The organism is Microcoleus sp. D3_18_C2 (assembly GCF_036702395.1).
Taxonomy (GTDB): domain Bacteria; phylum Cyanobacteriota; class Cyanobacteriia; order Cyanobacteriales; family Microcoleaceae; genus Microcoleus.
In genome coordinates this window covers 42,599-67,255 of the sequence record NZ_JAUBTG010000001.1, presented here as the reverse complement: position 1 = coordinate 67,255, position 24,657 = coordinate 42,599, and the positions used below count along the sequence as shown (strand labels likewise).

The 24,657-nt window shown below is 46.6% G+C and carries 23 protein-coding genes; 11 read left to right on the top strand and 12 right to left on the bottom strand.

Translation table 11 applies throughout. The annotated features are described in order from the left end of the window. Positions 1 to 139: 139 nt before the first annotated feature. The 5 genes from QUA88_RS00280 to patD all read right to left on the bottom strand — a co-directional run bounded on the left by QUA88_RS00280 (position 140) and on the right by patD (position 5,037). On the bottom strand, positions 140 to 625 hold the full coding sequence (locus QUA88_RS00280; protein WP_333052556.1) for a GNAT family N-acetyltransferase: 486 nt from the start codon (positions 623 to 625) through the stop codon (positions 140 to 142). Positions 626 to 801: 176 nt separating this feature from the next. Then, a complete protein-coding gene (locus tag QUA88_RS00275; RefSeq protein WP_333052553.1) occupies positions 802 to 1,875 on the bottom strand; it encodes an RNA polymerase sigma factor, RpoD/SigA family in 1,074 nt (357 codons plus the stop codon). A gap of 103 nt (positions 1,876 to 1,978) precedes the next feature. Further along, positions 1,979 to 3,652, bottom strand: coding sequence for an ABC transporter ATP-binding protein (locus QUA88_RS00270; protein ID WP_333052550.1), 1,674 nt, complete (start codon positions 3,650 to 3,652; stop codon positions 1,979 to 1,981). A gap of 356 nt (positions 3,653 to 4,008) precedes the next feature. Next, positions 4,009 to 4,593, bottom strand: coding sequence for a zf-TFIIB domain-containing protein (locus QUA88_RS00265; protein ID WP_333052547.1), 585 nt, complete (start codon positions 4,591 to 4,593; stop codon positions 4,009 to 4,011). Between the two features lie 57 nt (positions 4,594 to 4,650). Beyond that, positions 4,651 to 5,037, bottom strand: coding sequence for a heterocyst frequency control protein PatD (gene patD, locus QUA88_RS00260; protein ID WP_333052545.1), 387 nt, complete (start codon positions 5,035 to 5,037; stop codon positions 4,651 to 4,653). Positions 5,038 to 5,150: 113 nt separating this feature from the next. On the opposite strand from patD, the gene QUA88_RS00255 reads away from it, so the two are divergent. The 4 genes from QUA88_RS00255 to QUA88_RS00240 all read left to right on the top strand — a co-directional run bounded on the left by QUA88_RS00255 (position 5,151) and on the right by QUA88_RS00240 (position 10,113). Then, on the top strand, positions 5,151 to 5,411 hold the full coding sequence (locus tag QUA88_RS00255) for a hypothetical protein (protein WP_333052543.1): 261 nt from the start codon (positions 5,151 to 5,153) through the stop codon (positions 5,409 to 5,411). An 88-nt stretch (positions 5,412 to 5,499) separates the two neighbouring features. Further along, a complete protein-coding gene (locus QUA88_RS00250) occupies positions 5,500 to 7,773 on the top strand; it encodes a bifunctional (p)ppGpp synthetase/guanosine-3',5'-bis(diphosphate) 3'-pyrophosphohydrolase (protein ID WP_333269659.1) in 2,274 nt (757 codons plus the stop codon). A gap of 145 nt (positions 7,774 to 7,918) precedes the next feature. Continuing rightward, positions 7,919 to 9,112, top strand: a complete 1,194-nt coding sequence (locus QUA88_RS00245; protein ID WP_333233362.1) for an ATP-binding protein — start codon at positions 7,919 to 7,921, stop codon at positions 9,110 to 9,112. After that, positions 9,109 to 10,113 (top strand): AAA family ATPase, encoded by a 1,005-nt coding sequence (locus QUA88_RS00240; RefSeq protein ID WP_333269658.1) that lies wholly within the window; start codon positions 9,109 to 9,111, stop codon positions 10,111 to 10,113. The genes QUA88_RS00245 and QUA88_RS00240 overlap by 4 nt, the downstream gene beginning before the upstream one ends. Before the next feature lie 61 nt (positions 10,114 to 10,174). Here QUA88_RS00240 and QUA88_RS00235 read toward each other — a convergent pair whose 3' ends face one another. Then, entirely contained in the window at positions 10,175 to 11,095 is a 921-nt protein-coding gene (locus QUA88_RS00235) for a glycine betaine ABC transporter substrate-binding protein (RefSeq protein ID WP_333269656.1), read from the bottom strand. Positions 11,096 to 11,258: 163 nt separating this feature from the next. Here QUA88_RS00235 and QUA88_RS00230 point away from each other — a divergent pair, with 163 nt between their 5' ends. Next, the gene (locus tag QUA88_RS00230; RefSeq protein ID WP_333052532.1) at positions 11,259 to 12,626 is read left to right on the top strand and encodes an aldehyde dehydrogenase; all 1,368 of its coding nucleotides are present in this window, start codon (positions 11,259 to 11,261) and stop codon (positions 12,624 to 12,626) included. 376 nt (positions 12,627 to 13,002) lie between these two features. Next, positions 13,003 to 13,353, top strand: a complete 351-nt coding sequence (locus QUA88_RS00225) for a 4a-hydroxytetrahydrobiopterin dehydratase (protein WP_333233360.1) — start codon at positions 13,003 to 13,005, stop codon at positions 13,351 to 13,353. Positions 13,354 to 13,379: 26 nt separating this feature from the next. Here QUA88_RS00225 and QUA88_RS00220 read toward each other — a convergent pair whose 3' ends face one another. Continuing rightward, a complete protein-coding gene (locus tag QUA88_RS00220) occupies positions 13,380 to 14,111 on the bottom strand; it encodes a response regulator transcription factor (RefSeq protein ID WP_333052527.1) in 732 nt (243 codons plus the stop codon). Positions 14,112 to 14,706: 595 nt separating this feature from the next. On the opposite strand from QUA88_RS00220, the gene QUA88_RS00215 reads away from it, so the two are divergent. Then, positions 14,707 to 14,955: a DUF6761 family protein gene (locus tag QUA88_RS00215; RefSeq protein ID WP_332985209.1), complete on the top strand. Its 249-nt coding sequence runs from the start codon at positions 14,707 to 14,709 to the stop codon at positions 14,953 to 14,955. A 417-nt stretch (positions 14,956 to 15,372) separates the two neighbouring features. Here QUA88_RS00215 and grxD read toward each other — a convergent pair whose 3' ends face one another. The 3 genes from grxD to QUA88_RS00200 form a co-directional block, all read right to left on the bottom strand. Then, a complete protein-coding gene (gene grxD / locus QUA88_RS00210) occupies positions 15,373 to 15,696 on the bottom strand; it encodes a Grx4 family monothiol glutaredoxin (RefSeq protein ID WP_190657705.1) in 324 nt (107 codons plus the stop codon). Positions 15,697 to 15,897: 201 nt separating this feature from the next. Next, the gene (locus tag QUA88_RS00205) at positions 15,898 to 16,158 is read right to left on the bottom strand and encodes a BolA family transcriptional regulator (protein WP_333052524.1); all 261 of its coding nucleotides are present in this window, start codon (positions 16,156 to 16,158) and stop codon (positions 15,898 to 15,900) included. Between the two features lie 42 nt (positions 16,159 to 16,200). Next, complete coding sequence (locus QUA88_RS00200; RefSeq protein WP_333052522.1) at positions 16,201 to 16,824, bottom strand: hypothetical protein; 624 nt, start codon at positions 16,822 to 16,824, stop codon at positions 16,201 to 16,203. 329 nt (positions 16,825 to 17,153) lie between these two features. On the opposite strand from QUA88_RS00200, the gene QUA88_RS00195 reads away from it, so the two are divergent. From QUA88_RS00195 to QUA88_RS00185, 3 genes are read left to right on the top strand one after another with little or no spacing between them, the layout of a single operon-like run. Then, positions 17,154 to 17,552 (top strand): transcriptional regulator, encoded by a 399-nt coding sequence (locus QUA88_RS00195; RefSeq protein ID WP_333233358.1) that lies wholly within the window; start codon positions 17,154 to 17,156, stop codon positions 17,550 to 17,552. Then, positions 17,527 to 17,730: a hypothetical protein gene (locus tag QUA88_RS00190; RefSeq protein WP_333052700.1), complete on the top strand. Its 204-nt coding sequence runs from the start codon at positions 17,527 to 17,529 to the stop codon at positions 17,728 to 17,730. The genes QUA88_RS00195 and QUA88_RS00190 overlap by 26 nt, the downstream gene beginning before the upstream one ends. Positions 17,731 to 17,765: 35 nt before the next feature. Then, a complete protein-coding gene (locus QUA88_RS00185; RefSeq protein ID WP_333208413.1) occupies positions 17,766 to 20,093 on the top strand; it encodes a S8 family serine peptidase in 2,328 nt (775 codons plus the stop codon). An 88-nt stretch (positions 20,094 to 20,181) separates the two neighbouring features. Here QUA88_RS00185 and QUA88_RS00180 read toward each other — a convergent pair whose 3' ends face one another. Both QUA88_RS00180 and QUA88_RS00175 read right to left on the bottom strand, forming a co-directional pair. Next, positions 20,182 to 20,913: a WecB/TagA/CpsF family glycosyltransferase gene (locus QUA88_RS00180; RefSeq protein WP_333052515.1), complete on the bottom strand. Its 732-nt coding sequence runs from the start codon at positions 20,911 to 20,913 to the stop codon at positions 20,182 to 20,184. Positions 20,914 to 21,120: 207 nt separating this feature from the next. Beyond that, positions 21,121 to 21,258, bottom strand: coding sequence for a hypothetical protein (locus tag QUA88_RS00175; protein WP_333038037.1), 138 nt, complete (start codon positions 21,256 to 21,258; stop codon positions 21,121 to 21,123). A gap of 111 nt (positions 21,259 to 21,369) precedes the next feature. Here QUA88_RS00175 and QUA88_RS00170 point away from each other — a divergent pair, with 111 nt between their 5' ends. Further along, on the top strand, positions 21,370 to 24,579 hold the full coding sequence (locus tag QUA88_RS00170) for a glycoside hydrolase family 15 protein (protein ID WP_333269652.1): 3,210 nt from the start codon (positions 21,370 to 21,372) through the stop codon (positions 24,577 to 24,579). Positions 24,580 to 24,657 lie beyond the last annotated feature (78 nt).

Below are 24,657 nucleotides of genomic sequence, written 5' to 3'. Positions count from 1 at the left end.
CCTGTGCCACACACAGGCAAGATGCCTGTGCCACACACAGGCAAGATGCCTGTGCCACACACAGGCAAGATGCCTGTGCCACACACAGGCAAGATGCCTGTTTCACACACAGGCAAGATGCCTGTTCCACACGCCTGAATTACTTCGATGCCAAATTTGCCAAAGACTCGCCCGCAACCCGGCAAATCCGCCAGTCGGGCATCACATCAGCACCGATACCCTTGTAAAATCCGATCGCCAATTCATTCCAATCCAAAACGCTCCATTCCAAACGCCCGCAGCCCCTTTCCACCGTCAACTGCGCTAAATAAACTATCAAAGACTTGCCAATCCCCCGCCCTCGAAACTCAGGCACCACAAACAAATCTTCCAAATAAATTCCCGGCTGAGTTAAAAAAGTAGAATAATTGTAAAAAAACAGCGCCCAGCCCACAACTTGACCTTCGCACTCGGCTAAAACCGCTTCAGCAAAAGGTCTATCGCCAAACAAATGACGCTCCAAATCAACGGCATTGCCAGTAACGGCATGAGATAATTTTTCGTACTCAGCTAAAGCTTTAATCAAATCAAACAGCACCGGCACGTCGGCGCGGGTAGCGGGGCGCAAAATTACCTCAGAAGACATAAATAAGTAAGTAGTACGCGACAATCAACAATTAAAAATACCACATCCAGAAATTTTTAATTGGTAATTTTTAATTAAGCTTTTCCACATTAAACCAGCATATTTACGGTGGCCTCGGAGTGCCACCCCACAATAATTTTAAGATTTTTCAAAATGCCAACTCAAGGTTTTTTAGTTTATTTCAACCAGCCCTTCAATCGTTCCGTCACTTGAGGGCGGCGCAGCTTTCGCATTGCCTTATTTTGAATTTGACGGACTCGTTCGCGGGACAAATTGAACAAACTGCTGACCTCTTCTAAAGTGTAAGGTTCGCCGGTCAGCAAACCGTAACGCATAGCAACAATCTCTTTTTCCCGCTCAGTCAAAATACTGTCCAACACCTCCAAAATATCTTGGCGCATCATCATCTCATTCATCTGAGCTTCGGGAGATTGCGTCGCGTTATCTTCGAGAACATCCAAAAGTTCCGAACTTTCTTCTGAGCCGATGCGGTGGTTGAGAGACAAAGATTGCCGACGTACTTGCTGGAGGTAGCGAAGCTGTTCGCAACTAACTTGCATTTCTCTAGCAAGTTCAGTTTCACTTGGATTTCGTTGAAGAGAACGCTTCAAATCTCGATAAACTTTTTTGAGTTTATTTAACTGTTCGACAATGTGAACAGGCAAGCGAATCGTCCGCCCTTGATTGGCAATTGTCCGGGTAATTCCTTGGCGAATCCACCAATAGGCATAGGTAGAAAACTTGTAACCCTTCTCTGGATCGAACTTTTCGGCTGCTCGATTTAAACCCAAAGCTCCTTCCTGAATTAAATCGAGAAAAGGCACGCCCCGATTAAGATAGCGTTTGGCAATCGAAACCACCAAGCGCAAATTCGAGCTGATCATTTTCCGTTTCGCCGACTGACACTGGTGGCGAAGCTGTTGCATTTGAGTTTCGCTTATCCCCAAAGCCGCTGCGATTTCAGCTTTTGTCGGCACTCTGTCCAATTCCTGCTGCAAACGCTGTTCTAGTTCATCCAGGGCTACCAATTCTTGAACGCGGCGCGCCAACTCTACTTCTTCGGCTGCTGTCAGTAGAGGATACCGAGCCATTTCCTTGAACAAAGCTCCCACTGGATCGTCGGCAGACCAGTTGTTGTATGCTGACGATCGAGTTACCGTCGGACGATCGATCTCGGTGTCTTCATCTTCTGCGATCGCGAATGAGGCTTCGGGTGCCACCGCAAAACTGCCTAGGTCAGATTCTGCCATATCGTGCTTGGTGTCGGTGGAAGGATTTGAAAAGTATCCCTTAACTTTAACCAATTTAACCCGAAATTTCCGAAATCCCAAATCCCAAATCCCAAATCCCAAATCAATTAGTTCGGGCTAGTAAAGGAGCAGCCTGCAACAACTGCTGAGTGTAAGGGTGCTGCGGATTAGTAAAAATATCCCTAGTCTTACCGATTTCAACAATTTTTCCAGCATTCATTACCGCAATACGATCGCAAAAAAATCTCGCCACCCACAAATCGTGCGTAATAAACAGATAAGTCAAATTAAATTCCTGCTTCAACTCCAACATCAGCTCTAAAACTTGAGTCTGCACGCTGGCATCCAGCATACTCACAGGTTCGTCGCAAATTATCAGTTGCGGCCGAGTAATCAAAGCACGGGCTATAGAAACTCGCTGCTGTTGTCCTCCTGACAATTCCCCCGGATAGCGGCGAAAGAAATCCTCCCCTGGACTTAAACCCACCCGCTCTAACATTTGGATTACTTGTTTTTTAGCTTCGCTGCCATTAGCTAATTTGTGAATAAACAAAGGATCAGCAATACTTTGCCCGACAGTCATCATCGGATTCAGGCAAGCGTGGGGATCTTGAAAAATCATTTGCATTTCGCGGCGGTGCTTCCTCACAGCATCGCGGTTCAGGGCAGTTATATCTATTCCTTGAAATTCCACTTTGCCGCCAGTCGCGGTAATTAGCTGCAAAATCGTGCGTGACAAGGTACTTTTGCCGCAGCCGGACTCCCCCACCAGCCCTAGGATTTCTCCCCGTTGTAGCTCTAAACTAACGCCGTCTACGGCTTTAATTACCTGCCGATTCCTGGAAAACAACTGATCTAATAAATTGCTTTCTAAACTGTAGTGTTGCTGCAAATTGGTTACGGTCAAAAGAGGCGAATTTGTTAAGTTTGCAGTAACGGCTTCAGTCCTGATTTCCTCGAATGCTAACCCTTTGTCAGAATCGGCTTGAATGTGCAAAGCTGCTTTGAGGAGCGATCGAGTATATTCGTGCTGCGGTTTTTCAAAAACGTTTAGCACCGGCCCTGTTTCTACAACTTTACCGCCGTACATCACCGCAATGCGATCGCAATACTCAGCCACCATCGCCAAATCGTGAGAAATCAACAAAATAGCCGTTCCCCGTTCCTCACAAAGTCTGGTTAATTCCTGCAAAATCTGAGCAGCTACAGTTACGTCCAAACTTGTAGTCGGTTCGTCCGCCACAATTAATTTGGGATCGAGCAAAAGAGCCAAAGCAATTGCTACTCTTTGCCGCATTCCGCCGCTAAATTCGTGGGGAAATTGCGACCAGCGAGACGCGGGAATTTTCACAGCTTCCAGAGTTTCGATTGCCCGTTTCTTAGCTTGCTTGCGATCCAAATTCGGTCGGTGAGCTTGCAAAGTCTCGATGCAATGTTCTCCTACAGTCATCAAAGGATCGAGACGAGTCATCGGATCTTGAAAAATCAATGCTACAGCTTCGCCCCGAAATTGTCTCAGCCGCGAAGCATTCATATCAAACACCGACTCTCCAGCAAAACTAACTCGCCCCTCAATCAGCGTTGAATCCGGCAGCAACCGCATCGCCGCCCTTCCCAAAGTTGACTTACCGCACCCAGACTCCCCAACTAATCCGAGCTTTTCCCCCGGTTTCAGCGTCAGGGAAACCCCGTCCACGGCCCAACCGGATTGGCCCCGCCGCTGGGGATAAGCTACTCGCAGATTGTCAACGGAAAATAGAGAAGAGTCATTAGTCATTAGTCATTAGTCCTTAGTCAATCGATTTTAGATTTTAGATTTTGGATTTTAGATTAAAGAATTAAAGCATTAACTTGCGCGAGATAAATTCGGGGGCTTGTATCCTGGATCCTTTCGGTCAGTAGTCAGCGGTCAGTTGTTATTTGTTATTTGTTATTTAATGGTCAATATCCTGGCTGTTAGTTGTTACTTCTTAGTGTTTCAGAGTTATTAGTTATGGGCAAGAGACGGCTCTGCTGTTTGTAAATACAAATAAAAATAGCTACAAACAAAGCTTTTATTAGTACATCATTCACCGAGCAACTGATAACTGACAACTGACAACTGACAACTGACAACTGACAACTGACAACTGACTAAATTTCCCTTCGCTTCAACTCAGCTCTCCGCAGTATGTAAGTAGCGGCACAATCTGCGTGAGGATGGTCTGCTAAAACTTCCGCGAGTTCCAACACATATCCGGCGATATCCGGCCCCAACTTCTCAGTCAGCACTTGACGTTCCCGAGAGGCGAGTTCTTGCACGCGGGCCTTAGCTTGCCAATTCGGAGAAAACATCTTGTCAATCTCGGTGTGGAATCCCAGACTTTCGAGAATGTCCCACTCGCCGTTATCGCACCAAATGCCCCCGCACAACATACAGCGCTCTATGTAAAAGGGCACTCTGCTGAAAGGAACTTTCGCCCGCGACAGATAGTGACCGTCTTCGGGACACAGCGCTGCTTTGCTGTCGTAGGGAGACGGCGTGAATTCTATGCCGAGAGTCGCTGTCGCATCAGGCTTCTCGGATTTGTTGTACCACTGGCTTTGCTCTTTTTGCCAAGCTTCGTATTCTCTGCCTGGAATCCAGATACCGTAACAGTTGGGACACCACTGCACCGACATACGGCCGGCTAAGGTACCGCCTTCTAAATTGGGATGTTTACATTTTGGACATTCCACCGCTTTATTTCTCCTTGCCTTATTAATTCCCTGTTAATTCAATTATTAATTCTGTATCTAGGCGGGCCCTGAAGAACCAGAATTTTTTTGCAGCAGCGCGCCACAGTAGCCAATTAGCGTGTTAAGCCGCGCGATCGCCCCAGTTTGCCTCGCCTTTGCTGTCGCTGGCTGGCGCGACGCTTGCAAAAAGGTGACATCTGTCCCCAATAACCGCAGTTGCTTGTGAATTTCCGTCAAATAGGACTGCTCTGGGGGTGTTTCTGAGGCGTCTAACTCATCGCTTTCGGCTCTCATAATTTGGTTTCCGAAAAATTGTTGCACTTTTGTGTATTCGATCGCCAGCGCGGCCCGATCCAGATTCTCCTGTGCAGCAGTTCTTTGTAGTTCTTCTAGCGCTTGCTGTAATTCTTGGTAGCACTGGCGGCGGTCTTCGGACAATATCATGATTTTGTAAACAAATTTGTATTTATAATCAAAGTAGATACTTACTTAAGTTTGCTCATAGGGAGGGAAGCTGTGCGTTTTTGGAGCTATTCCCTGTTTTGTGAGAACTTTTTTTGATTTGCTGCCCTGACTCTACCCTTCTGGCTGCTGCTTTTAGTTTAGCGTTGCCGGTAAATGCCGATCGCCCGCAACCTCAACGGCTACCGCCAAAATATGCTTATTTTACCCGATTTTCCCCGATCGACAGACTGCTGCGGCAGCAGTGGTGTCACTATCTTTTCCTACCTGCGAGGGGGGGCGACTCGGAATTAGATAGGTATAGTTTGAGAAAAATCGACTATTTTTTTGAATTGCAAATTGTGGCATTCAATTAGTTTAGTATAGCTAAACACATAATTTCGGCAATTCAACCGAAAACCGGCTTTTAACCATTTGTATTTCTAAGTTTTAAAGGTGTACCCCATGAACGCGAACACTCTGACTCCCTCTCCTTCGATCGATCCTGCCGTAGTTCCCGACTGGCTGCAAGAATGCCTGAATACTCGATCGCAGCCTGATGGCAGCCCTAACCCGAATTGTTCGACTGACGACAGCTTAATTTGTCGGGCCTTTGAATTTGCCCGCGACTTGCACGAAGGACAATACCGCAAATCAGGAGAACCTTACATTTGCCATCCGGTAGCTGTCGCTGGAATACTTCGGTATATGGGCGGCAACAACGTCATGATTGCCGCCGGCTTCCTCCACGACATTGTTGAAGATACAGATATTACTCTCGAAGAAATAGAACAGCGGTTCGGCGCCGAAGTGCGACAGTTGGTTGAAGGTGTCACCAAGCTTTCTAAGTTTAATTTTTCCAGCAAAACAGAGCGCCTTGCGGAAAATTTCCGCCGAATGTTCCTAGCAATGGCTAAAGATATTCGCGTCATTGTCGTCAAACTGGCAGACAGGCTGCACAACATGAGAACTTTGGAGCATTTGTCCGAAGAAAAGCAGCGCAGTATTGCCCTAGAAACCCGAGATATTTTTGCTCCCCTAGCGAACCGTTTGGGTATTGGCCGCTTTAAGTGGGAATTGGAAGATTTAGCCTTTAAATACCTGGAACCTGAAGCTTACCGCGAAATTCAGGAATTGGTGGCGGTGAAGCGGGCCGATCGAGAAACTCAACTCGCAGAAGTCACAGATAGTTTGCGAGAAAGGCTTGACAATTTAGGCATTAAATGCTATGAAGTTAGCGGTCGTCCCAAACATTTGTACGGAATTTATGGGAAGATGCAGCGCCGCCAAAAAGGCTTTAACCAAGTGTACGATATTGCAGCGGTGCGGATCATAGTAGAAACCAATGATGACTGTTATCGGGCTTTGGCGATCGTCCACGATTCTTTCCGCCCGATTCCCGGCCGCTTTAAAGATTATATCGGTTTACCAAAAGCCAACCGCTACCAATCTTTGCACACCGGAGTAATCGGAACCAGCGGCCGCCCCATCGAAGTGCAAATCCGCACCGTAGCCATGCACCACATTGCAGAATACGGCATTGCCGCGCACTGGAAATACAAAGAAACCGGCGGTTCTAACACAAAAGTCACCGGCGATGACGAAAAATTTACTTGGCTGCGACAACTCCTTGAATGGCAAAGCGACCTCAAAGACGATCGCGAATATTTACAAAGCATTAAGGACAACTTATTCGACGAAGATATTTACGTTTTTACTCCTAACGGAGACGTAATTGCTCTCAATAGCGGATCAACTCCCGTAGATTTTGCTTACCGCATTCACACAGAAATTGGCAATCACTGCACCGGTGCCAGAGTCAACGGGCGAATGGTGACACTAGACAAGGTTTTAAAGAACGGCGATATTGTAGAAATCTTGACCCAAAAAAATGGTCATCCGAGTTCCGATTGGCTGAATTTTGTCAAGACAAACGGAGCAAAAAACCGAATTCGCCAGTGGTTGAAGCGATCGCACCGAGATGAAAATCTCGCTCGCGGCCGAGAATTGCTGGAAAAAGAATTAGGTAAAAACGGCTTAGAATCTTTGCTAAAATCTGAACCCATGCAATCGGTGGCTCAGCGCTGCAACTACCACAGCGTCGAAGATTTAATCGCCGGTTTAGGCTACGGCGAAGTCACCCTAAATCTCGTAGTAAATCGACTGCGAGATTTAGTAAAAGTGCAGCAAAAAATTGAAGCTGCTCCCGCAGCAACCCACGAATTGCCCCAGCTAATACCTGCATCGACGACACCGAAACCATTACCGAGTTCGTCTCCGAGCAAATCGCCCATCGCAGGTGTAGAGGGATTGCTCTACCATTTAGCCGGCTGTTGCTGTCCGATTCCTGGGGAATCAATTATTGGAGTTGTGACTCGCACTCGCGGAATTTCGATTCACCGACAACGATGTTCAAATGTTGAGAGCGTACCTGGGGATCGCTTGGTTCCTGTGAGTTGGAATTCCAGCAACCGCAATGAATCTCGACCCAACACTTATCCGGTTAACATTCAAATTGAAGCCCTCGATCGAGTGGGAGTTCTCAATGATGTTTTATCGCATTTGAAGGACAACCAAGTAAACGTCCGCAGCGCTCAAGTCAAAACATATCCCGGATTGCCGGCCTTAATTGATTTGTGCATGGATATCCAGGATAAACAACAGTTCGAGCGGACTTGTATGCAAATTAAAAAGATGAGCGATATTTTGAATTTGCGGAGGCTGAGTGAAGGGACTTAGAAATTTAATTTAGCGGCTGATGCGGGAAATTGGTAAGTAGTAATTGAAAATAAACTTTTCTATTTAAACTCTTAACAATTCCCAAACTAGCCGCAGTCTGCTGTTACCAAACAGTAAGAATAATTTACGACAAATAAGTTAAAGCATGGATGACAGTCAGTTAGAAAATCTCCTCAAAGACATTGAATCCGATCGAGTAGAGCGCAAGGCCTCAACATCCGATAGGGGTAAACTCCGTCAGGCTATATGCGCTTTTGCCAACGACTTGCCAAACCACCAACAGCCAGGGGTACTATTTATAGGTGTTAATGATGATGGAAGCTGTGCCAATTTGAGCATCACCGATCAACTGTTACTAACCCTCTCGGATATGCGTTCAGATGGAAATATACTGCCTTTTCCCGCGATAACCGTGCAAAAGCGAACGCTTGCGGGATGCGAGTTAGCAGCAGTCATTGTAGAACCATCAGATGCACCCCCTGTCCGCTATGAGGGGCGAATCTGGGTACGGGTGGGCCCCCGCCGCGCTACTGCCACAGCCGAAGAAGAGCGCCGTCTCTCAGAAAAACGGCGTTCCAGAGATTTACCTTTTGATATTCAATCTTTGCCTTCCGGGACACTAGATGACTTAAATTTAACTTTATTTCAACAGGAATATCTACCTTCAGCATTGCCTAGTGACATATTAGAAGAAAATCAAAGAACCGTCGAACACCAATTAGCATCAGTAAGATTTATTACCAGTTTACCGTCAATTCAGCCAACAAATTTAGGTATATTGGTAGTAGGAAAAGACTCAAGGCAATTGATACCGGGTGCTTACATTCAATTTTTGCGAATTGAGGGAACTGAGCTAACCGACCCAATTAAAGACCAGAAAGAAATTGCCGGGCCACTTTCTATGATGCTGAGAGTGTTAGATGAAATACTGCAATCTCATATCTCAATAGCTTCTGATATTACCGCTCAGTCAGTGGAAATCCAGCAGCCAGATTACCCGTTAGTAGCACTGCAACAGCTTGCTAGAAATGCGCTCTTGCACCGCACCTATGAAGGGACGTATGCACCAGTAAGAATTACCTGGTTTAGCGATCGCATTGAAATTCAAAACCCCGGAGGGCCCTTTGGACAAGTTAACAGACAAAATTTTGGTAGGCCTGGAATCACTGACTACCGCAATCCAAACTTAGCAGAAGCCTTAAAAAATCTTGGTTATGTACAAAGGTTTGGAATGGGTATCGCCATAGCTCGCAATTCACTGCAAAAAAATGGCAGTCCACCACCGGAGTTTGTTGTCGAAGATGCTCATGTTTTAGTAATTATTAGGAGGCATCCGTGACAGTACCCATTATTGCTTTTTTCAATAATAAAAGTGGCGTCGGTAAAACTTCGCTAGTATATCATTTAGCCTGGATGTATCGCAATTTAGGAATGCGGGTGCTAGCAGCAGATTTAGACCCCCAAGCCAATCTGACTGCTGCTTTTCTAGAGGAAGAACGTTTAGAAGAATTGTGGGAAGGCAATAACCGACCTAACACAGTTTTTCGCTGCGTACAGCCTTTAGTTAGAGGAATTGGTGATATTGCTACTCCAGAAGTAGAGCACATTGAAGAAAGATTGGGACTCTTGGTAGGAGATTTATTGCTCTCTGGATTTGAAGATGACCTCTCAGCAGAATGGCCCGGCTGCACCGATCGCAAGGAGCGTTCTTTTCGGGTCATTTCTGCTTTTTGGCGACTCTTGCAAGAAGCAGCAACAGTTCATCAAGCTGATGTAGTTTTGACAGACATCGGCCCGAATTTAGGAGCGATTAACCGGGCCGCTTTGATTGCAGCTAACTATGTAGTAGTTCCTCTATCACCGGATTTATTCTCACTGCAAGGATTGAAAAATCTCGGCCCAACTCTCAGACGCTGGCGGCAAGAATGGCTAGAAAGATTAGAGAAAAATCCTGCCCCTGATTTAAAGCTTCCTCAAGGTCAAATGCAACCTGTTGGTTATATTGTCCTGCAACACTCGGTACGGCTAGACCGCCCAGTGAAAGCTTATCAGCGATGGATTGCACGGATTCCTAATATTTATCGGGAAGCTGTGCTCAATGAATCGGAAAATAGCACACTTTCCATCGCCGAAGATCCTCACTGTTTAGCTTTGCTAAAACACTATCAGAGTCTGATGCCGCTTGCCCAGGAAGCCCATAAACCTATGTTCCACCTCAAACCTGCGGATGGGGCAATTGGTTCTCACATCCAGGCCGTGCAAAGTGTTTACGGAGACTTTAAAAAGCTAGCTCATAAAATTGCTGAAATCGTAGAAATCCCAATACTTACCAATTTCTAATCCCAACTTTTAAGTAAGCTGCTACGGATATAAAGTGAACTTTTAGGATAGAAACTGCCGATTATTTTGCGTTAGGTGCGGGCTGGGAACCGCCCAACTTTTGCTGCAAAAACTCCCGCGCCACTTGTCCAGCTTCCTGCTGTTCCCCGTCAACTTGATAGTTGAGTTTCCGCATATCTTCCTCAGAGATTTTGCCGCCCAATTCTGCGAGCACTGGACGCAATTCCGGGTATTGTTCCAAAATTTGCGATCGCACAACCGGAACTGCTTCGTAGGGCGGGAAATAGCCCTTGTCATCTTTGAGAACTACTAAACCTAAACTTTGAATCAAACCGTCCGTCGTATTACCAGCAATCACATCTACTTCTTTTTGTTGCAGCGCTTGATAAAGCAATCCTAACAGCAATTCCTTCGGTTGTTCTCGAAACTTAATTCCGTAAGTTTTCGCCAATCCGGGAAACCCATCTTCTCTCTCGTTAAATTCTGGGCCGAAACCAGCCCGGAGGTTAGGTGAAGCTTTCCCAAGTTGCGAGAGAGTTTGTAAATTGAGTTTTTTGGCATCGTCTCCCCGCACAATAATCGCAAAACTGTTATTAAATCCCAGCGGTTCCGTCCATTCTGCTTTAAACTGTTTGGGATATTCTTGTTTGAGGTAATCGAGGACTTTTTTGGGGTCAGAAATCGGTTTTTGTTTGAGCAGGTTGGCGTAAGCAGTCCCCGTGTATTCGACGTACAAGTCGATTTTACCTGCTGTTAGGGATTGATGGCAAAGCGAACCTCCCAGATTCAGTTCTCGTTCTACTTTGATATCTGTTTTAGCTTCGATATGGCGTGCTAAAATTTCGGCGAGGATGACTTGTTCGGTAAAGTCTTTCGAGCAGATGACAACTTGCTTTTCGGGCTTAGAGGTACATCCTGCTACTGCAAGCAAGCAAAGCAGCCAGCAGGAATAGAAAAAAAAATCGTTCTTAGATATTTTCATGACTTAACTCAAATTAAGCATCTACAATTAATACTTTATAAGTTATAGCATAAAGCCCCGATCGCAGACTTTTTCAAGAGGTCTGCGCTTTAACACCGATCGCACTTTACCCAAGTTCCGTTTTCCTGTTGTAACATTTATTTATAGACATGGAGGACAAAAAATGGTAATCAGCGTCAGCGATATTATCCAGCAGCAGCGGCAATTTTTTGCGACTGGGAAAACGAAAGATGTGGATTTTCGGCTTGAACAACTCAAAAAACTTAAAAGTGCGATCGAACTTAATCAATCACGAATAGTCGATGCCGTCAAGGCAGACCTCGGTCGGCCGGAATTCGAGGCTTATCTTGAAATCGCATCGATCGCCGAAGTTAATTATGCCATCAAAAACCTCAAATCGTGGGTAAAGCCGAGAAAAGTGGCTGCTTCGATAGATCAATTCCCAGCATCGGCCCGCATTTACCCTGAACCTTTGGGCGTTGTTTTAATCATCGGGCCTTGGAATTACCCATTTCAGCTAATGATATCACCTTTGGTCGGGGCGATCGCCGCCGGCAACTGTGCACTTCTCAAACCTTCGGAAATCGCCTCGCACACCTCCGAAGTTATCGCCGACCTGATATCCAAAACCTTCGATCCCGCCTATATAGCCGCCGTCGAAGGAGGAGTCGAAATCAGCCAACAATTGCTAGCCGAAAAATTTGACCACATCTTCTTTACAGGCGGCACTAAAATCGGTAGAATAGTCATGGAAGCTGCCGCTAAACACCTGACACCTGTCACATTAGAATTAGGTGGAAAAAGTCCTTGCATTGTAGACTCAGACATTCAGGTTGAATACACAGCAAAACGCATTGCGTGGGGCAAATTTCTCAATGCCGGACAAACTTGCATCGCTCCCGATTACCTATTAGTTGATAAAAAAGTTAAACCTGCTTTGATGACAGCAATTAAAACAGCCATTCACGAATTTTACGGCGACAATCCGCAAACAAGTCCCGACTATTCGCGGATTATCAACCAGCGGCAATTAGACCGTTTGAGTGCGTTTATCAAAGATGGAGAAATTGTCGTCGGTGGGGAAGTGAAACCGGAAGATAGATATATTGCACCGACGGTTTTAGATCGTGTTTCCTGGGATTCGCCGGTGATGCAGGATGAGATTTTCGGGCCGATTTTGCCAGTTTTGGAGTATGATGATTTCGGGGAGGCGATCGCGCAAATAAACGCCCGTCCCAAACCCCTAGCTTTGTATTTGTTCTCTAAAAATAAAGAGAAACAAGAGCGAGTTTTGCGGGAAACTTCTTCGGGGGGAGTTTGTCTCAACGACACGGTTATGCAAGTGGGAGTAAAAGATTTACCTTTTGGCGGAGTTGGTGAAAGCGGCATCGGTAGCTATCACGCGAAAGCAAGTTTTGATACTTTTTCGCATCAAAAAAGCGTGCTGCAAAAGTCATTTTTACTTGACTTAAAATGGCGGTACGCTCCCTATAAGGGTAAGTTGGATTTGATTAAGAAAATTATCGGTTGATCGATCGCACTTGAAGGGGCGGGTTCGCCAAGTTTTACAATATCACCGAGATAGCCAAATCAACCCGCCCATTCCTGATATTATCGGTCAACCGATTCCACAGTGAACGATAATTTCCAGAAATTTTAAAGGATTGCTCATCTGTTTTTTGAACGATTTCGATCGCAATGTCTGCCTTGCACCATTCTCAAAAACAGGCTTTCCGGCCTGTTCCACAAAGAGTGAATTTCTTGTGGGTTGGGCATCCTACCCGCCCATAAAAAGCTTATTAAAAATGGTGCAAGATGTCAATCCTAAAGGACAGTTGCCCTTCAAAATAATTCAGATTAGAAATGTCTATAATATCTTTTAGCATCTTCTCGCTAAACAGCAATTTATGGAACCTTTAGCAACAGAACCCTGTGCAGCCTGCAGCCCAAACTCTGCCCGCGTCACAGCTTACGAAATTGTCCAGCTAAAACCTCAAATTCCCGACTGGAATTTGACCGAAAAAAATGGCATTCCCCAAATAGAACGCACCTACGAATTCCCGGATTTCAAAAGTGCGATCGCCTTTACAAACAGCGTCGGCGAAGCAGCAGAAACTGAAGGACATCACCCCGCACTGTTAACCGAGTGGGGGAAAGTTACCGTTACTTGGTGGACTCACGAGATTTCTGGACTGCATCGCAATGACTTTATTATGGCAGCGAAAACCGATGCGATCGCCAATCAATTCCCCAAATAAAATCAGACTTATAGCCCGATCGCAGTTTAAGAAAGCACCGCCCTGGGCACTGGTGAATGTTGATTGGCATTATTTAACAACTCCAGATTCAGTCGGTAGCCGACATTGCGTACAGTTTGAATCAAGCTCGGCTGTCGCGGGTCGATTTCGATTTTTTTACGCAGAGAGAGTACGTGAGTGTCGATCGTCCGGGGGTTATCAATCGCATCAGGCCAGGCCCGACGCAGCAAATCCGAGCGCGACAGCGGCACTCCTCCAGCTTGAGCTAGCACGTACAGCAGGCTAAATTCCTGGGGAGTCAGCTCAATATGTTCCTCGTACAACCTGACTCGGCGCTGCACCAAATCAATTTTCAGCAGCCCGCACTCCAGCGTCGCCGGCGGTAGCATCGTGCGGTTGCGGCGCATCAGAGCTTCCACCCTGGCCATAAACTCTTGCATCCCAAAGGGTTTAGTCAGGTAATCGTCTGCCCCCGCCTTCAAACCTTCAACAATATCCGATTCCGAATTCCGCGCCGACAGCATCAAAATCAGCGACTGCTGCTGCTGTTGTAGCCAGTTGCAAAATTCCAAACCGTCCCCATCGGGCAATTGGGCATCCAGAATGACTAGGGTTGGCTGGCGGCTGAAAAATATTTCCCTAGCGTGACTGATATCCGCTGACTGGTGCACCCAGTGACCGACTTGCTGTAGATGCCAGCCCAAGAGCGATCGCAGGTGCGGATTCCCTTCAACAATTGAAATACTTGCAGATTCCACAGAGGCGAGCTTCCCATATCACTAATTGCTACAAGGTTAACAGAGCTTTTGTCAAGCTTTTGTAACCATCGCTACTCAAGCATGAGCTGCGTTTAAAGCAGCGGACATACCTAGGGTAGGAATTTTAAAGATTGGGTTAATTTGGCAGGGTCAGCCTGCAGAAAGGTTAAATCATTCTGGCGATGAGCTTACAATGAAAATAGGACAGTGTAAAGCCGATCGATCCCATGCCCCAACCGCCTGCCAAAAGCGATCCCCCCGACCCAGCCCCCAATTCCAGGAGGTTGACAAATCGCGCAAGTGAAACTAGAATTCCTCCAACCGTTCGCTCGGTAGCCGGAACACTCAGCCACTTTGACCGTCAAATTCAGCCACATCCCGACTCAATTAAACGCACAGCGAATTATCTAGGTGCGCGCAAAAAGTCGAGCAACTGCATTGCAACGAGTGAAATTTTTTATGGAGGGTAGCCTGTTGAGCAGGGTAAAAACTTTTATTTAGAAATAGCTTCAAGCTGAGCCACTCAGCATCAATCGAGGCCATTCCTAAATCCCGCCGTCATTATACAAACCACAAAGGATTTCAAACTCACACCATGCTACAAGACACCCAAACAATCCGGCACTACCAAAAACTCACCGACGCCCTCGTCGAAATGTGGAATAGAGGTTATCGCTTTGATGACCTGCGGCTTTACTTAGACGGCTATTTAGCAGCCCTGCGGCACTCCAACAGTTTGGAACCCTATCTGATTCACAGACTAGAGGAAGAAGCAGCCCGTTACATTCACGACCCCTCCAATTTTGCAATGCCACAGACCCAAACTGAAGCAGACTACTATTAAATAGCAAATTCGGTTTGATAAACCCTTGATGATTTGGGAATGGGGAATGGGGAATTGGGAATTGGGAATTGGGAATTTTAACTGGTTCCCCGGCTATGCCTCGGAACCGATGTCCACAGGCTCGGCCTCGCTTTGGGAGCCTAAAAATTCGATGCCTAGCCTACTGCATTGCGTTCCTAGGCTTTGCCTGGTAACGAATAATTACAGCACTTTCCAGGTAAGTGAAGTACAGAGAAACCGGGTTTCTTGAATAAAACCGGTTTCTGGCGAGAAATCCAGAAGAAACCCGGTTTCTGGGGTGTACTTTATCAACCTGGAATCCGCTGTAAGTAAATTAACTTAATTCAAAGTAAAACGCGATTGCTGTTATTTCCCCGACTTCTTTAAGAAGTCGGGGAAATGTTTTTTCTGTCTAATTTAAGAAGCCAAAGCCACTTCCACAACTTCTTGCAATTCGCCCTTTTGATACATCTCGATCATAATATCCGAGCCACCAATAAACTCGCCGTTGATATAAACTTGAGGAATTGTCGGCCAGTTGGAATACTCTTTAACGCCTTGACGAATTTCCTGGTCTGCTAAAACATCAACAGTTTCGTAAGGCACTCCCAAAGTATTGAGAATTTGCACCACAGTATTAGAAAAACCGCACTGGGGCATTAACTTATTGCCCTTCATAAAAACCATGATTTTGTTTTGCTTAACCAACTCGTCAATTCTTTGATGTGCTGTTGTACTCATGGTAGGTCCTAATATTGTTTGAAAATTTTTCAACGTTGACTGACGCAGAAACCGGGTTTTTTAGGAAAATCTTTCGTTACAGCCATAGATTCCGGTTAAAAAACCCGGTTTCTTTGGTTTTTGTGGGTAAGTGCAGCAGTTGTATTTCAAGCAACTATTGACACAAGCACAAACTTGTGATACCCAATTGCCGCTCAACAATTAAGCAGCTTGACTTTTCGCTTCCCATTCTGCAGGAGTTAAGGTTTCCAAGCCCAAAGCGTGGATGGCTTCACTAGCCATTGCCTGTTTGAGAGCGCCGTATACCAGTTGGTGCTGCTGTACTCGGCTTTTTCCTTCAAAGGCTGCAGAGACGACTCTCGCCTGGTAGTGGTCACCGCCACCGGTCAAATCGTCAACTTGTATTTTAGCGTCGGGCAACCCTGCCTTAATCATTTCTGCTACTTGAGACGGTGTAACCATTGGTTTCTCTGATAAACGGCTGTAATTTAGATTTTAGTGGAACTATTTGTTAGACGATCGCGGTTGACTGCTGGCAGGTCGGGGAAAGGGCGAATCCACAAAACCCAATTCCAGTAACTGCTGGTAAGCTTTCTTGCCCAAGTCGCGAGTTGGCTGCTGCGATCGAATAATCTGAATCAGCAGGGGCACAGCCAGTTCGGGCTTATTTTGGGCCCGGTGTACCAACGCCAGCCGGTAGGTGGCTTCGTCGCGCATTTGGGCTGTTTCTACAGCTTTGGTGCGGTGGCTTTCCGCCAAGCGGATGTCAATTCCGGCAAAACTGCTACCCAGTTGTTGGTAGAAGTTGGACAGTTGATTGAAAATTTGGCGGGATTCTTGGAGTTTTTGAGTAGCCAGTGCGTAATTCTGAGAGGAAATAGCACTGCTGGCTTCTGTCATCAAACGCTGGCCTCCTGGGACGCTCAGCAGACTGCTGTCTTGCGTCAGAGGGCGAAGATTGTTGGGGTCTGTGGGGTCGTCGGCGGGCTCGATTTGCTGTTGGTTCTCTGGCCCAGAAGGTTGTTGTGCTTGGACTTGGATCGGTTGCAACAGGGTAAAAGCTGCGATCGCCCCGATCGTAATCCGGGCAGTGGAGCGAAGCCAGCAAACAGTTCCAGAGTATACCATGAAATTACTTTGCGCCTATGCGCTTTAAAAAAATATTTAGCTTGAGCCGATCTTACCATTGGCGATCGCAACCGGCTAAGTGTAAACCAAATTTGTTGAAATGTCAAAGGGTGGGCGATCGATTTTGGATTTTAGATTTTGGATTTTAGATTTTGGATTGAACAAGGAAATCGCGGGGGATTGGACAGATCCCGGCAATCTAGTCCGGGACGCAGAAACCGGGTTTTTTTACCTAAATACTGCATTTGAGGCTTTAAACCTGGTAAAAAACCCGGTTTCTTTGGTATTTGATGCGTAAGTCCCGATCTAATTCAACAATCGAACGCACCATGAATATGGCAATTGAAAGAACAGCTTACGGTCAACTGCTGGCTAAATCTCAGCCTAAGCCAATCCTGAACGAAGAAGATAATGATCTTGCCCTCGCAGAAGTCGATTTTCTGATGTCTAAGGAAGAATTAACAGTAGAAGAAGAAACTTTACTGAGTCTCTGGGGGCTGTTGATCGAAGAATACGAATCAAAATATTACCCAGATCCAGAAGTGACTCCCCGGGATGTTCTATTGCATTTCATGGAAGTTCGCGAACTCAAACAAGCCGATTTAGTGGGCGTGATTGGTTCCAAAGGAGTAGTCTCTGAGGTGGTTAATGGGAAACGGGCGATTAGCAAGGCGCAAGCTAAGGCGCTGGGAGAATTTTTTAATGTTAATCCTAGCGTGTTTATTTGAGCGTGTTTATCTGCTGAAAAACTTGCTGATCTCGAAAAAGACTCGGCGGTTGAAACCGCTAGCAACGCGATCGCACAAACTAAGTCCGACGCGGACTGATGGAAAAACTACCGCTGTTAGTTACAGATTCAAACCCCTCATAGCAAAAACCTCCCTGACAGCTTATAAATATGTTTGATAAATCTACATCAAAATCAAACAGGAACATTTCTGATGGTACAACCAAGCAAACCCACCTCCGAGACTCTCCAAAACTATCAAGGAATTGGAGTTCCCGATGAAAGTCTCCCACTGATTTTGCAGCGCGGCGGCGATGAATTGCTGCTGTCAAAAGCGGACGATCGCTTTACAGTCCGCCCCTCACCAACAGCATCAGCCTCAAACGATTGGGCTGCAACAACTGGGGCAAAACTCAACCGCCGCGTCGGCCAAAGTAATCTCGAAGAATATCTCGTTTCAGCCGATCGCCTAGAAGCAGCAATGCAAACAGCGCGCGCCAGCGATGCCGTAGCTTTTGCCAGCCACGTCTATTGCCCCGCGAACAATCCCAGTACATTCTTTTATTTAACCGACCAAATTACCATTCAATTTGGCGAACAAGTAGACGAAGAATCGCGAAAGGCGATCGCCAATGCAGCAGCTTTAAAAATAGTCCGGCCAGTAGAAGGAATTCCCAACACCTTCGTCTGCTTCGTCACCAAACAAGCAACAGAAAACCCGGTCAAAATTGCCAACCGCCTGACAAGATATCCAGAAGTTCTCGTAGCAGAACCCAACATTTTAGTAGAGACGCAGCAGCATTACACGCCCCGCGATCCGCTTTATCCCAAACAGTGGTATCTCAACAACAAAGGCGGCAAGGAACTTGTCGGCGGTGCTCAAATTTATGCAGAACCAGCTTGGAACCTGACTCGCGGAGTTCGATCGATCGTAATTGCGATCGCCGACGATGCAGTTGACATCACCCACCCGGATTTTCAAGCCCAAGGCAAAATCGTCTCACCCATCGATTTCAAAGAGGGCGACACTTCCCCGATGCCAGTCGCCGACTCAGACAACCACGGCACAAGTTGTGCCGGCGTCGCCGTTGCTGAAGAAAACGGCAAAGGCATTGTCGGCGTCGCCCCCGGATGCGCCCTGATGCCCATTCGTACCACGGGTTTTCTCGATGACGATTCTGTCGAAAAAATATTTAATTGGGCGATCGAAAAAGGTGCCGCCGTCATTTCTTGCAGTTGGGGGCCTGCGGCAGTTTACTATCCCCTTTCCCTGCGGCAGAGTGCCGTTATCACCAAAGCAGCAACCCAAGGGCGGGGCGGCAGAGGCTGCGTTATTCTGTTCGCTGCCGGCAATGCCAACCGCCCAGTCAACGGCACAATTAACGAGAAAGGCTGGCCCAACAACGTCCTGGGCGGTCAAACTAGATGGCTGGCAGGATTTGCCGTCCACCCCGACGTAATTGCCGTCAGCGCTTCCACTTCCCTCAACAAAAAAGCAGCCTACAGCAATTGGGGCACCAGCATCTCGGTTTGCGCCCCCAGCAACAACGCGCCGCCGGGAACTTGGTTGCCAGAAACCGGATTTATCGGCACGCCGCCGGAGGTGACGCAGTATTTGCCCGGTTTGGGGGTGTTTACTGCCGATCGAGTGGGCAATCGGGGCTACGACTGGGGGGACTATACTGATACTTTTGGCGGTACTTCCAGCGCCACTCCAGTAGTCGCTGGGGTTGCAGGGTTGATACTTTCGGCTAACCCCCGTTTGACGGCGCGGGAAGTGCGGGGAATTCTCGAACAAACTGCTGAGAAAATTGTCGATCCCGATCCCGATCCCCAGTTGGGCAATCGCATGGGAAATTACGATCCTAACAACGGCCGCAGCGATTGGTTTGGTTACGGGAAAGTGAATGCTTTTAAAGCTGTGCAAGCTGCGGTGAGAAAGGGCGGCGGCAATCCGAATATCGGGGGTACAGTGTTCAGCGATATTTCTGGACATTGGGCACAGAAGTTTATTGAAGCTTTGGCTGCGGCGAATATAATTAGCGGTTTTCCTGACGGTTCTTTTAGGCCTGATGACAGTTTAAACCGTGCTCAATATGCGGCGCTGTTGGTGAGTGCGTTTAGTCCGATTCCGAGGGTGCCGGCTACAAATTTTATTGATGTTTCTGCTACTTTTTGGGCGAGAAGTGCGATCGAACGGGCAAATCGGGGGGGGTTTTTGGCGGGGTTTCCGGGGTTGAAGTTCGGCCCGAATCAGAATTTAACTAAGGCTGATGCGATCGTGTCTTTGGTTAACGGTTTGGAACTTAAGGGCGGCAATCCTGATACTTTGAAAGTTTACACCGATCGCTCTCAAATTCCTAATTATGCTTTAAGTGCGATCGGCACAGCAACTGCTTTGAAGATTGTGGTTAATTATCCTTCCCGCGATTGGCTTTCGCCGCTGCGGGACATTACCCGCGGTGAGATTTCGGCTTTGATTTACCAGACTTTGGTGGCGATTAATCGGGCAAAGGCGATCGATTCTCCTTACATTGTTTAATCGCGATCGGTTCGTAGTGAGGACTGAATTCCTGATAATTTTATGAGGACTTTAGTCCTCACTACAAACCTATTTTATTGTGGCATTTTTAAGCTCGAAAATCCCCCAAAGCTTTCAAGGCAAATTGTGGCAAAGCCAACATCCTCCGCCACCGCCAAGGTTCTTGATAAAGCCGATACAACCATTCTAAATGATTGTCGCAAAACCAAGCAGGGGCGCGAGTTTTTTTGCCCGCCCAAATATCAAAACTGCCGCCAACTCCCACCCAAATCGAATCAGGACAAAGATGCCGGTGTTCGGCAATCCAAAACTCTTGGCGCGGCACTCCCAAGCCCACAAAAATCAGTTTTGGCTGCATTTCTTTCAAGCTTTGATCCAAGTCTTTTTGTTCGTGTGGCGAGAGATATCCATGCTGAGAAACAATCGACAATCCCTTAACTTTTTGCTGCCAATTTTCTGCTGCCGCCTCCGCAATTCCGGGGTGACCTCCGAAGAAAAATATTGATTCAGAATTCGGCAAGTTTCCGGCAGCTTCTAACAGCGATTCTGCTAATTCAATCCCCGGATAGCGCTGTGCCGGTTTGCCACGCAGCCGCAAGTACAACACCACTCCCGAACCGTCGGGAATCACGAGTTCCGCTTTGCGGATTACATCTGCTAAGGCCTGATTTTGCTCGGCTTGCATGGCCATTTCAGCATTCAAAGTCACCACATGACTTCCTAACCCTTGATGCAGACGCTCCATCAGCCAACCTGCATAATCATCTAATATGTGAACTGGTAGTCCCAGCACTGAAAATTGCGGGCGCGATCGATCCATATTTTTTTCTTTGAGATTCCTACACACCTAGTTATTTAAATTAGCTTAGATTGGCGATCGACGCTAGACCAGTTTTGGTCGCAAAAAACCCGGTTTGTGCCACCAAGAGTCTGTTAAGTCATCGTTCTGTGGCCCAGAAACCGGTTTTTTTGTAAGCGACGAGTCGCGCAAGTTCATTAGAGTTTGCCCGCCAAGTGCGATCGAGCATTAGCGTTCGATTTTTTTGACAGAGCCGTCTGCGTACCATTCCATCGGTACTAGCTCAATTTTACCATTAATTTTCACTGTAGAGTAGACAACTTTCACGAAAGGAACGCTGTTGTTATTGTGGTTTTGGGTAGACATGGCAATTACCTTTTTGTGTTTGGATAACTTGAGAAATAATCTAATCTCTGATATATTTAAAAGTCTATTCACCCCAAATCTACTCGCATCAGGAAAAAGCAGGAAAACGAAATGGCGATCGCAAAAAACCAGCGGCAAACCAGGTTAGATTATTACTACGAGCAAATCAAAACCATCATCCTCAAGCGCCAGAACCCAATTACTGGTTTGCTGCCCGCGAGTACCGCCGTTAACGCCCACGGCGACTACACCGATGCCTGGGTGCGCGACAACGTGTACAGCATTCTCGCGGTTTGGGGTTTGGGTTTAGCTTACCGCAAAATTGATGGAGATCAGGGCAGGACATTTGAACTCGAACACAGCACAGTCAAACTGATGCGCGGCTTGCTGTTTGCGATGATGCAGCAATCGAGCAAAGTAGAACGTTTTAAAAATACTCAGTCGCCGCTAGACGCCCTGCACGCTAAATACAATACTCAAACGGGAAGTATTGTTGTCGGTGATGACCAGTGGGGACATTTACAGTTAGACGCTACATCTATATTCTTATTAATTCTTGCTCAAATGACGGCTTCCGGGCTGCACGTAATTTTTACAATTGATGAAGTCAATTTCGTGCAAAATTTAGTTTACTACATCGGTAGAGCCTACCGCACGCCGGATTACGGAATTTGGGAAAGAGGTCATAAAATCAATCGCGGCAATGCAGAATTGAACGCCAGTTCAGTTGGCATGGCAAAAGCAGCGCTGGAAGCAATAAATGGGTTGGATTTGTTCGGAATTAAAGGCTCTCAAGCATCGGTGATACACGTTTTGCCAGACGAAATTGCCAGAAGTCGCATAACTTTGGAATCGCTTTTGCCTCGCGAATCGAGTTCAAAAGAAGTAGATGCCGCTTTATTGAGTGTGATTAGCTTTCCGGCTTTTGCTGTGGAAGATCGAGAATTAATAGAACGGACTCGAAATAAGATTATTGACAAATTGCAAGGAAATTACGGCTGCAAGCGGTTTCTGCGGGACGGACACCAAACAGTGTTGGAAGATGCCGATCGCCTGCACTACGAGCCCACAGAATTAAGGCAGTTCGAGCACATTGAATGCGAGTGGCCGCTATTTTTCACTTATTTATTGTTGGACGGCATATTTCAGGGAAATCAAGCCCAAGTGCAAGAGTACCAGCAGCGTTTGGAATCTTTAGCAGTCGATCGCTCTGGTGTGCCGCTACTACCAGAATTGTACTACGTCCCCGCCGAAAATATAGAAGCAGAAAAGCTAAATCCCAGCAGCCAGCAGCGCTTACCCAATGAAAATATTCCCCTAGTTTGGGCCCAAAGTCTGTATTTTCTCGGTCAATTGCTAAATGAAGGATTAATCGCAGTGGGCGATATCGATCCGCTGGGAAGGCATCTGTCAGTGGACCAACACAGAGAACCTTTAGTGCAAATTGCACTGTTAGCTGAAGACGAAGATTTGCAAGCAGAATTAGCCGCTAACGGCATTGCCGCGCAAACCCCAAAACAGGTAGAACCTATTCAAGTCCGCCAGACTAAAGAATTATCAGCTATTTACACCCAAATTGGACGCAACGACCAATTAGGCTTAACCGGCCGCCCCGTGCGCCGTTTGCGGAGTTTAACAACTTCTCGGGTGTTTAAAATTCGCGAAGAGGCGATCGTATTTCTCCCCTCATTTTTGAACAGACAAGAGTTTTACTTAACTTTAGATTACCATTTTTTAGTAGCTCAAATCAAGAGCGAAATAGCTCACATTCACCGCCACTGGTATCAGTTGGGACGCCCTACGGTAACGCTGATGCTGACTCACACGATGCTGGAAACCGGGCGGGAAGCGCTGTTAGAATTAATGAAGGAATTCCGGGATGGACACTGTAACAACACGCCAGTTAAACTCGGAAATCTTAAGCAGTTAATGCTGACCGCTGGCACCGAGAGAATAGATTTCATGCACGATTTTGAATTCACAGAATCTCCAGTGACAGGTGCAGTAGAAACCAGAAGCTATCTAACTTACAATCCTGAAAAAACTTGGCCGTTGGGTCACACGCAAGAATTTAAATTAGAGTGCGAAACTAATACTCAATTCTTGCTAACTAGCCTGCGCGATTCAGAAAACTTGTACGAACAAATTGAGTTGCTGCACACGTTAGTTAGACTCAAAGGATTAAATTTTGATACAGGATTTGGAGGGGCGCAAGAAACAGTTAAAGTTGTGGATTTACTCAACGAAGTTTATATAAAAGCTGGAGAAAGTTCGCAATCAAAAATCCAATGGGCAGTCATCCGCCATGCCGCAGGTTTGCTGGACAAGGTTGATATCAGCTTGTCCGATGCGGTGACAGACATTTTGGTGCGACAAAAGCAGATTGCTGTGGGTAAAGCCTACAGCGAAGATTCGATAATTTCGCGCCCTGGTTCTTATACGGAAGTGATGGACAAAATTCGCCAATTCTGCGGAGAAGACATTCGCGATCGAGTTTTAACTCAAGAAGTTCTCATCTACCTAGGCCTGCTAATTAAAGCCGAACCGCAGTTATTTAAAGGCCTGCTGACGCTAAGAGTTAGCTACTTTATTTTGCTGCTGACTAGCGAGTTTGCCCGCGAATTGGGAGTTACCCAAAATGAAGCTTACGAACATTTAATGCAGCTAAGTCCCTTTGAAATCAAAAATCGCCTGCGCCAAGTGTTGACAGAATACGAGGAAATGAATCAAATCCTCAAACAGCAAGAATCCCTGCGCGTCAAACAGCCGGAAAAAGACATTGAATGGGTAGTAGCGCCAGTTTCTGAAGAACCAACAATGCCTGGGGGAGGATGGCGCCGGAAGCGGCAAATGGAAGGTACTGTCAATCGCGTACCGAAGGATTTTTATCCGAGTGTTTGGGGACTGCTGCGGCACTGCAAAGGCTTGATAATTGGCGACAAATTAGAGCGTCGCAATCGGTTAGATAGCCATATCATTTTATCGGAAATGACACCCGGTGAAAAGAATTTCGCGCTACAAATTGAGCATTTGCTGAATAAAATTGTCGCACCGGAATACCGGCAAGTCAATATTGAGGCGCTGATGGAGTTGGCGGCGATCGCCCAGCGCAACCCAGAATTGCAAGTAGAAGAATACATCGTTTTAGATGTATTAGTCGGTCACGCAGTGCGCCTGAATTGGCAAGGAAAACACCCGGAAAGAGCCGATAAATACGACGAAGATAAAGCGGCGGCTTGGCAAGCTTTTTACAATACTTCGCCTTACGTTTGCGCGAGTCATGTACTCGATGCTTTCAGATTCTTGACAAAGTTTGGATAGATTGAGGGCGGGTGGTTAATACAAGTCTCGATTGACCTGTTTGTAGTAAGGACTTCAGTCCTTTCATTGCCAACTCAT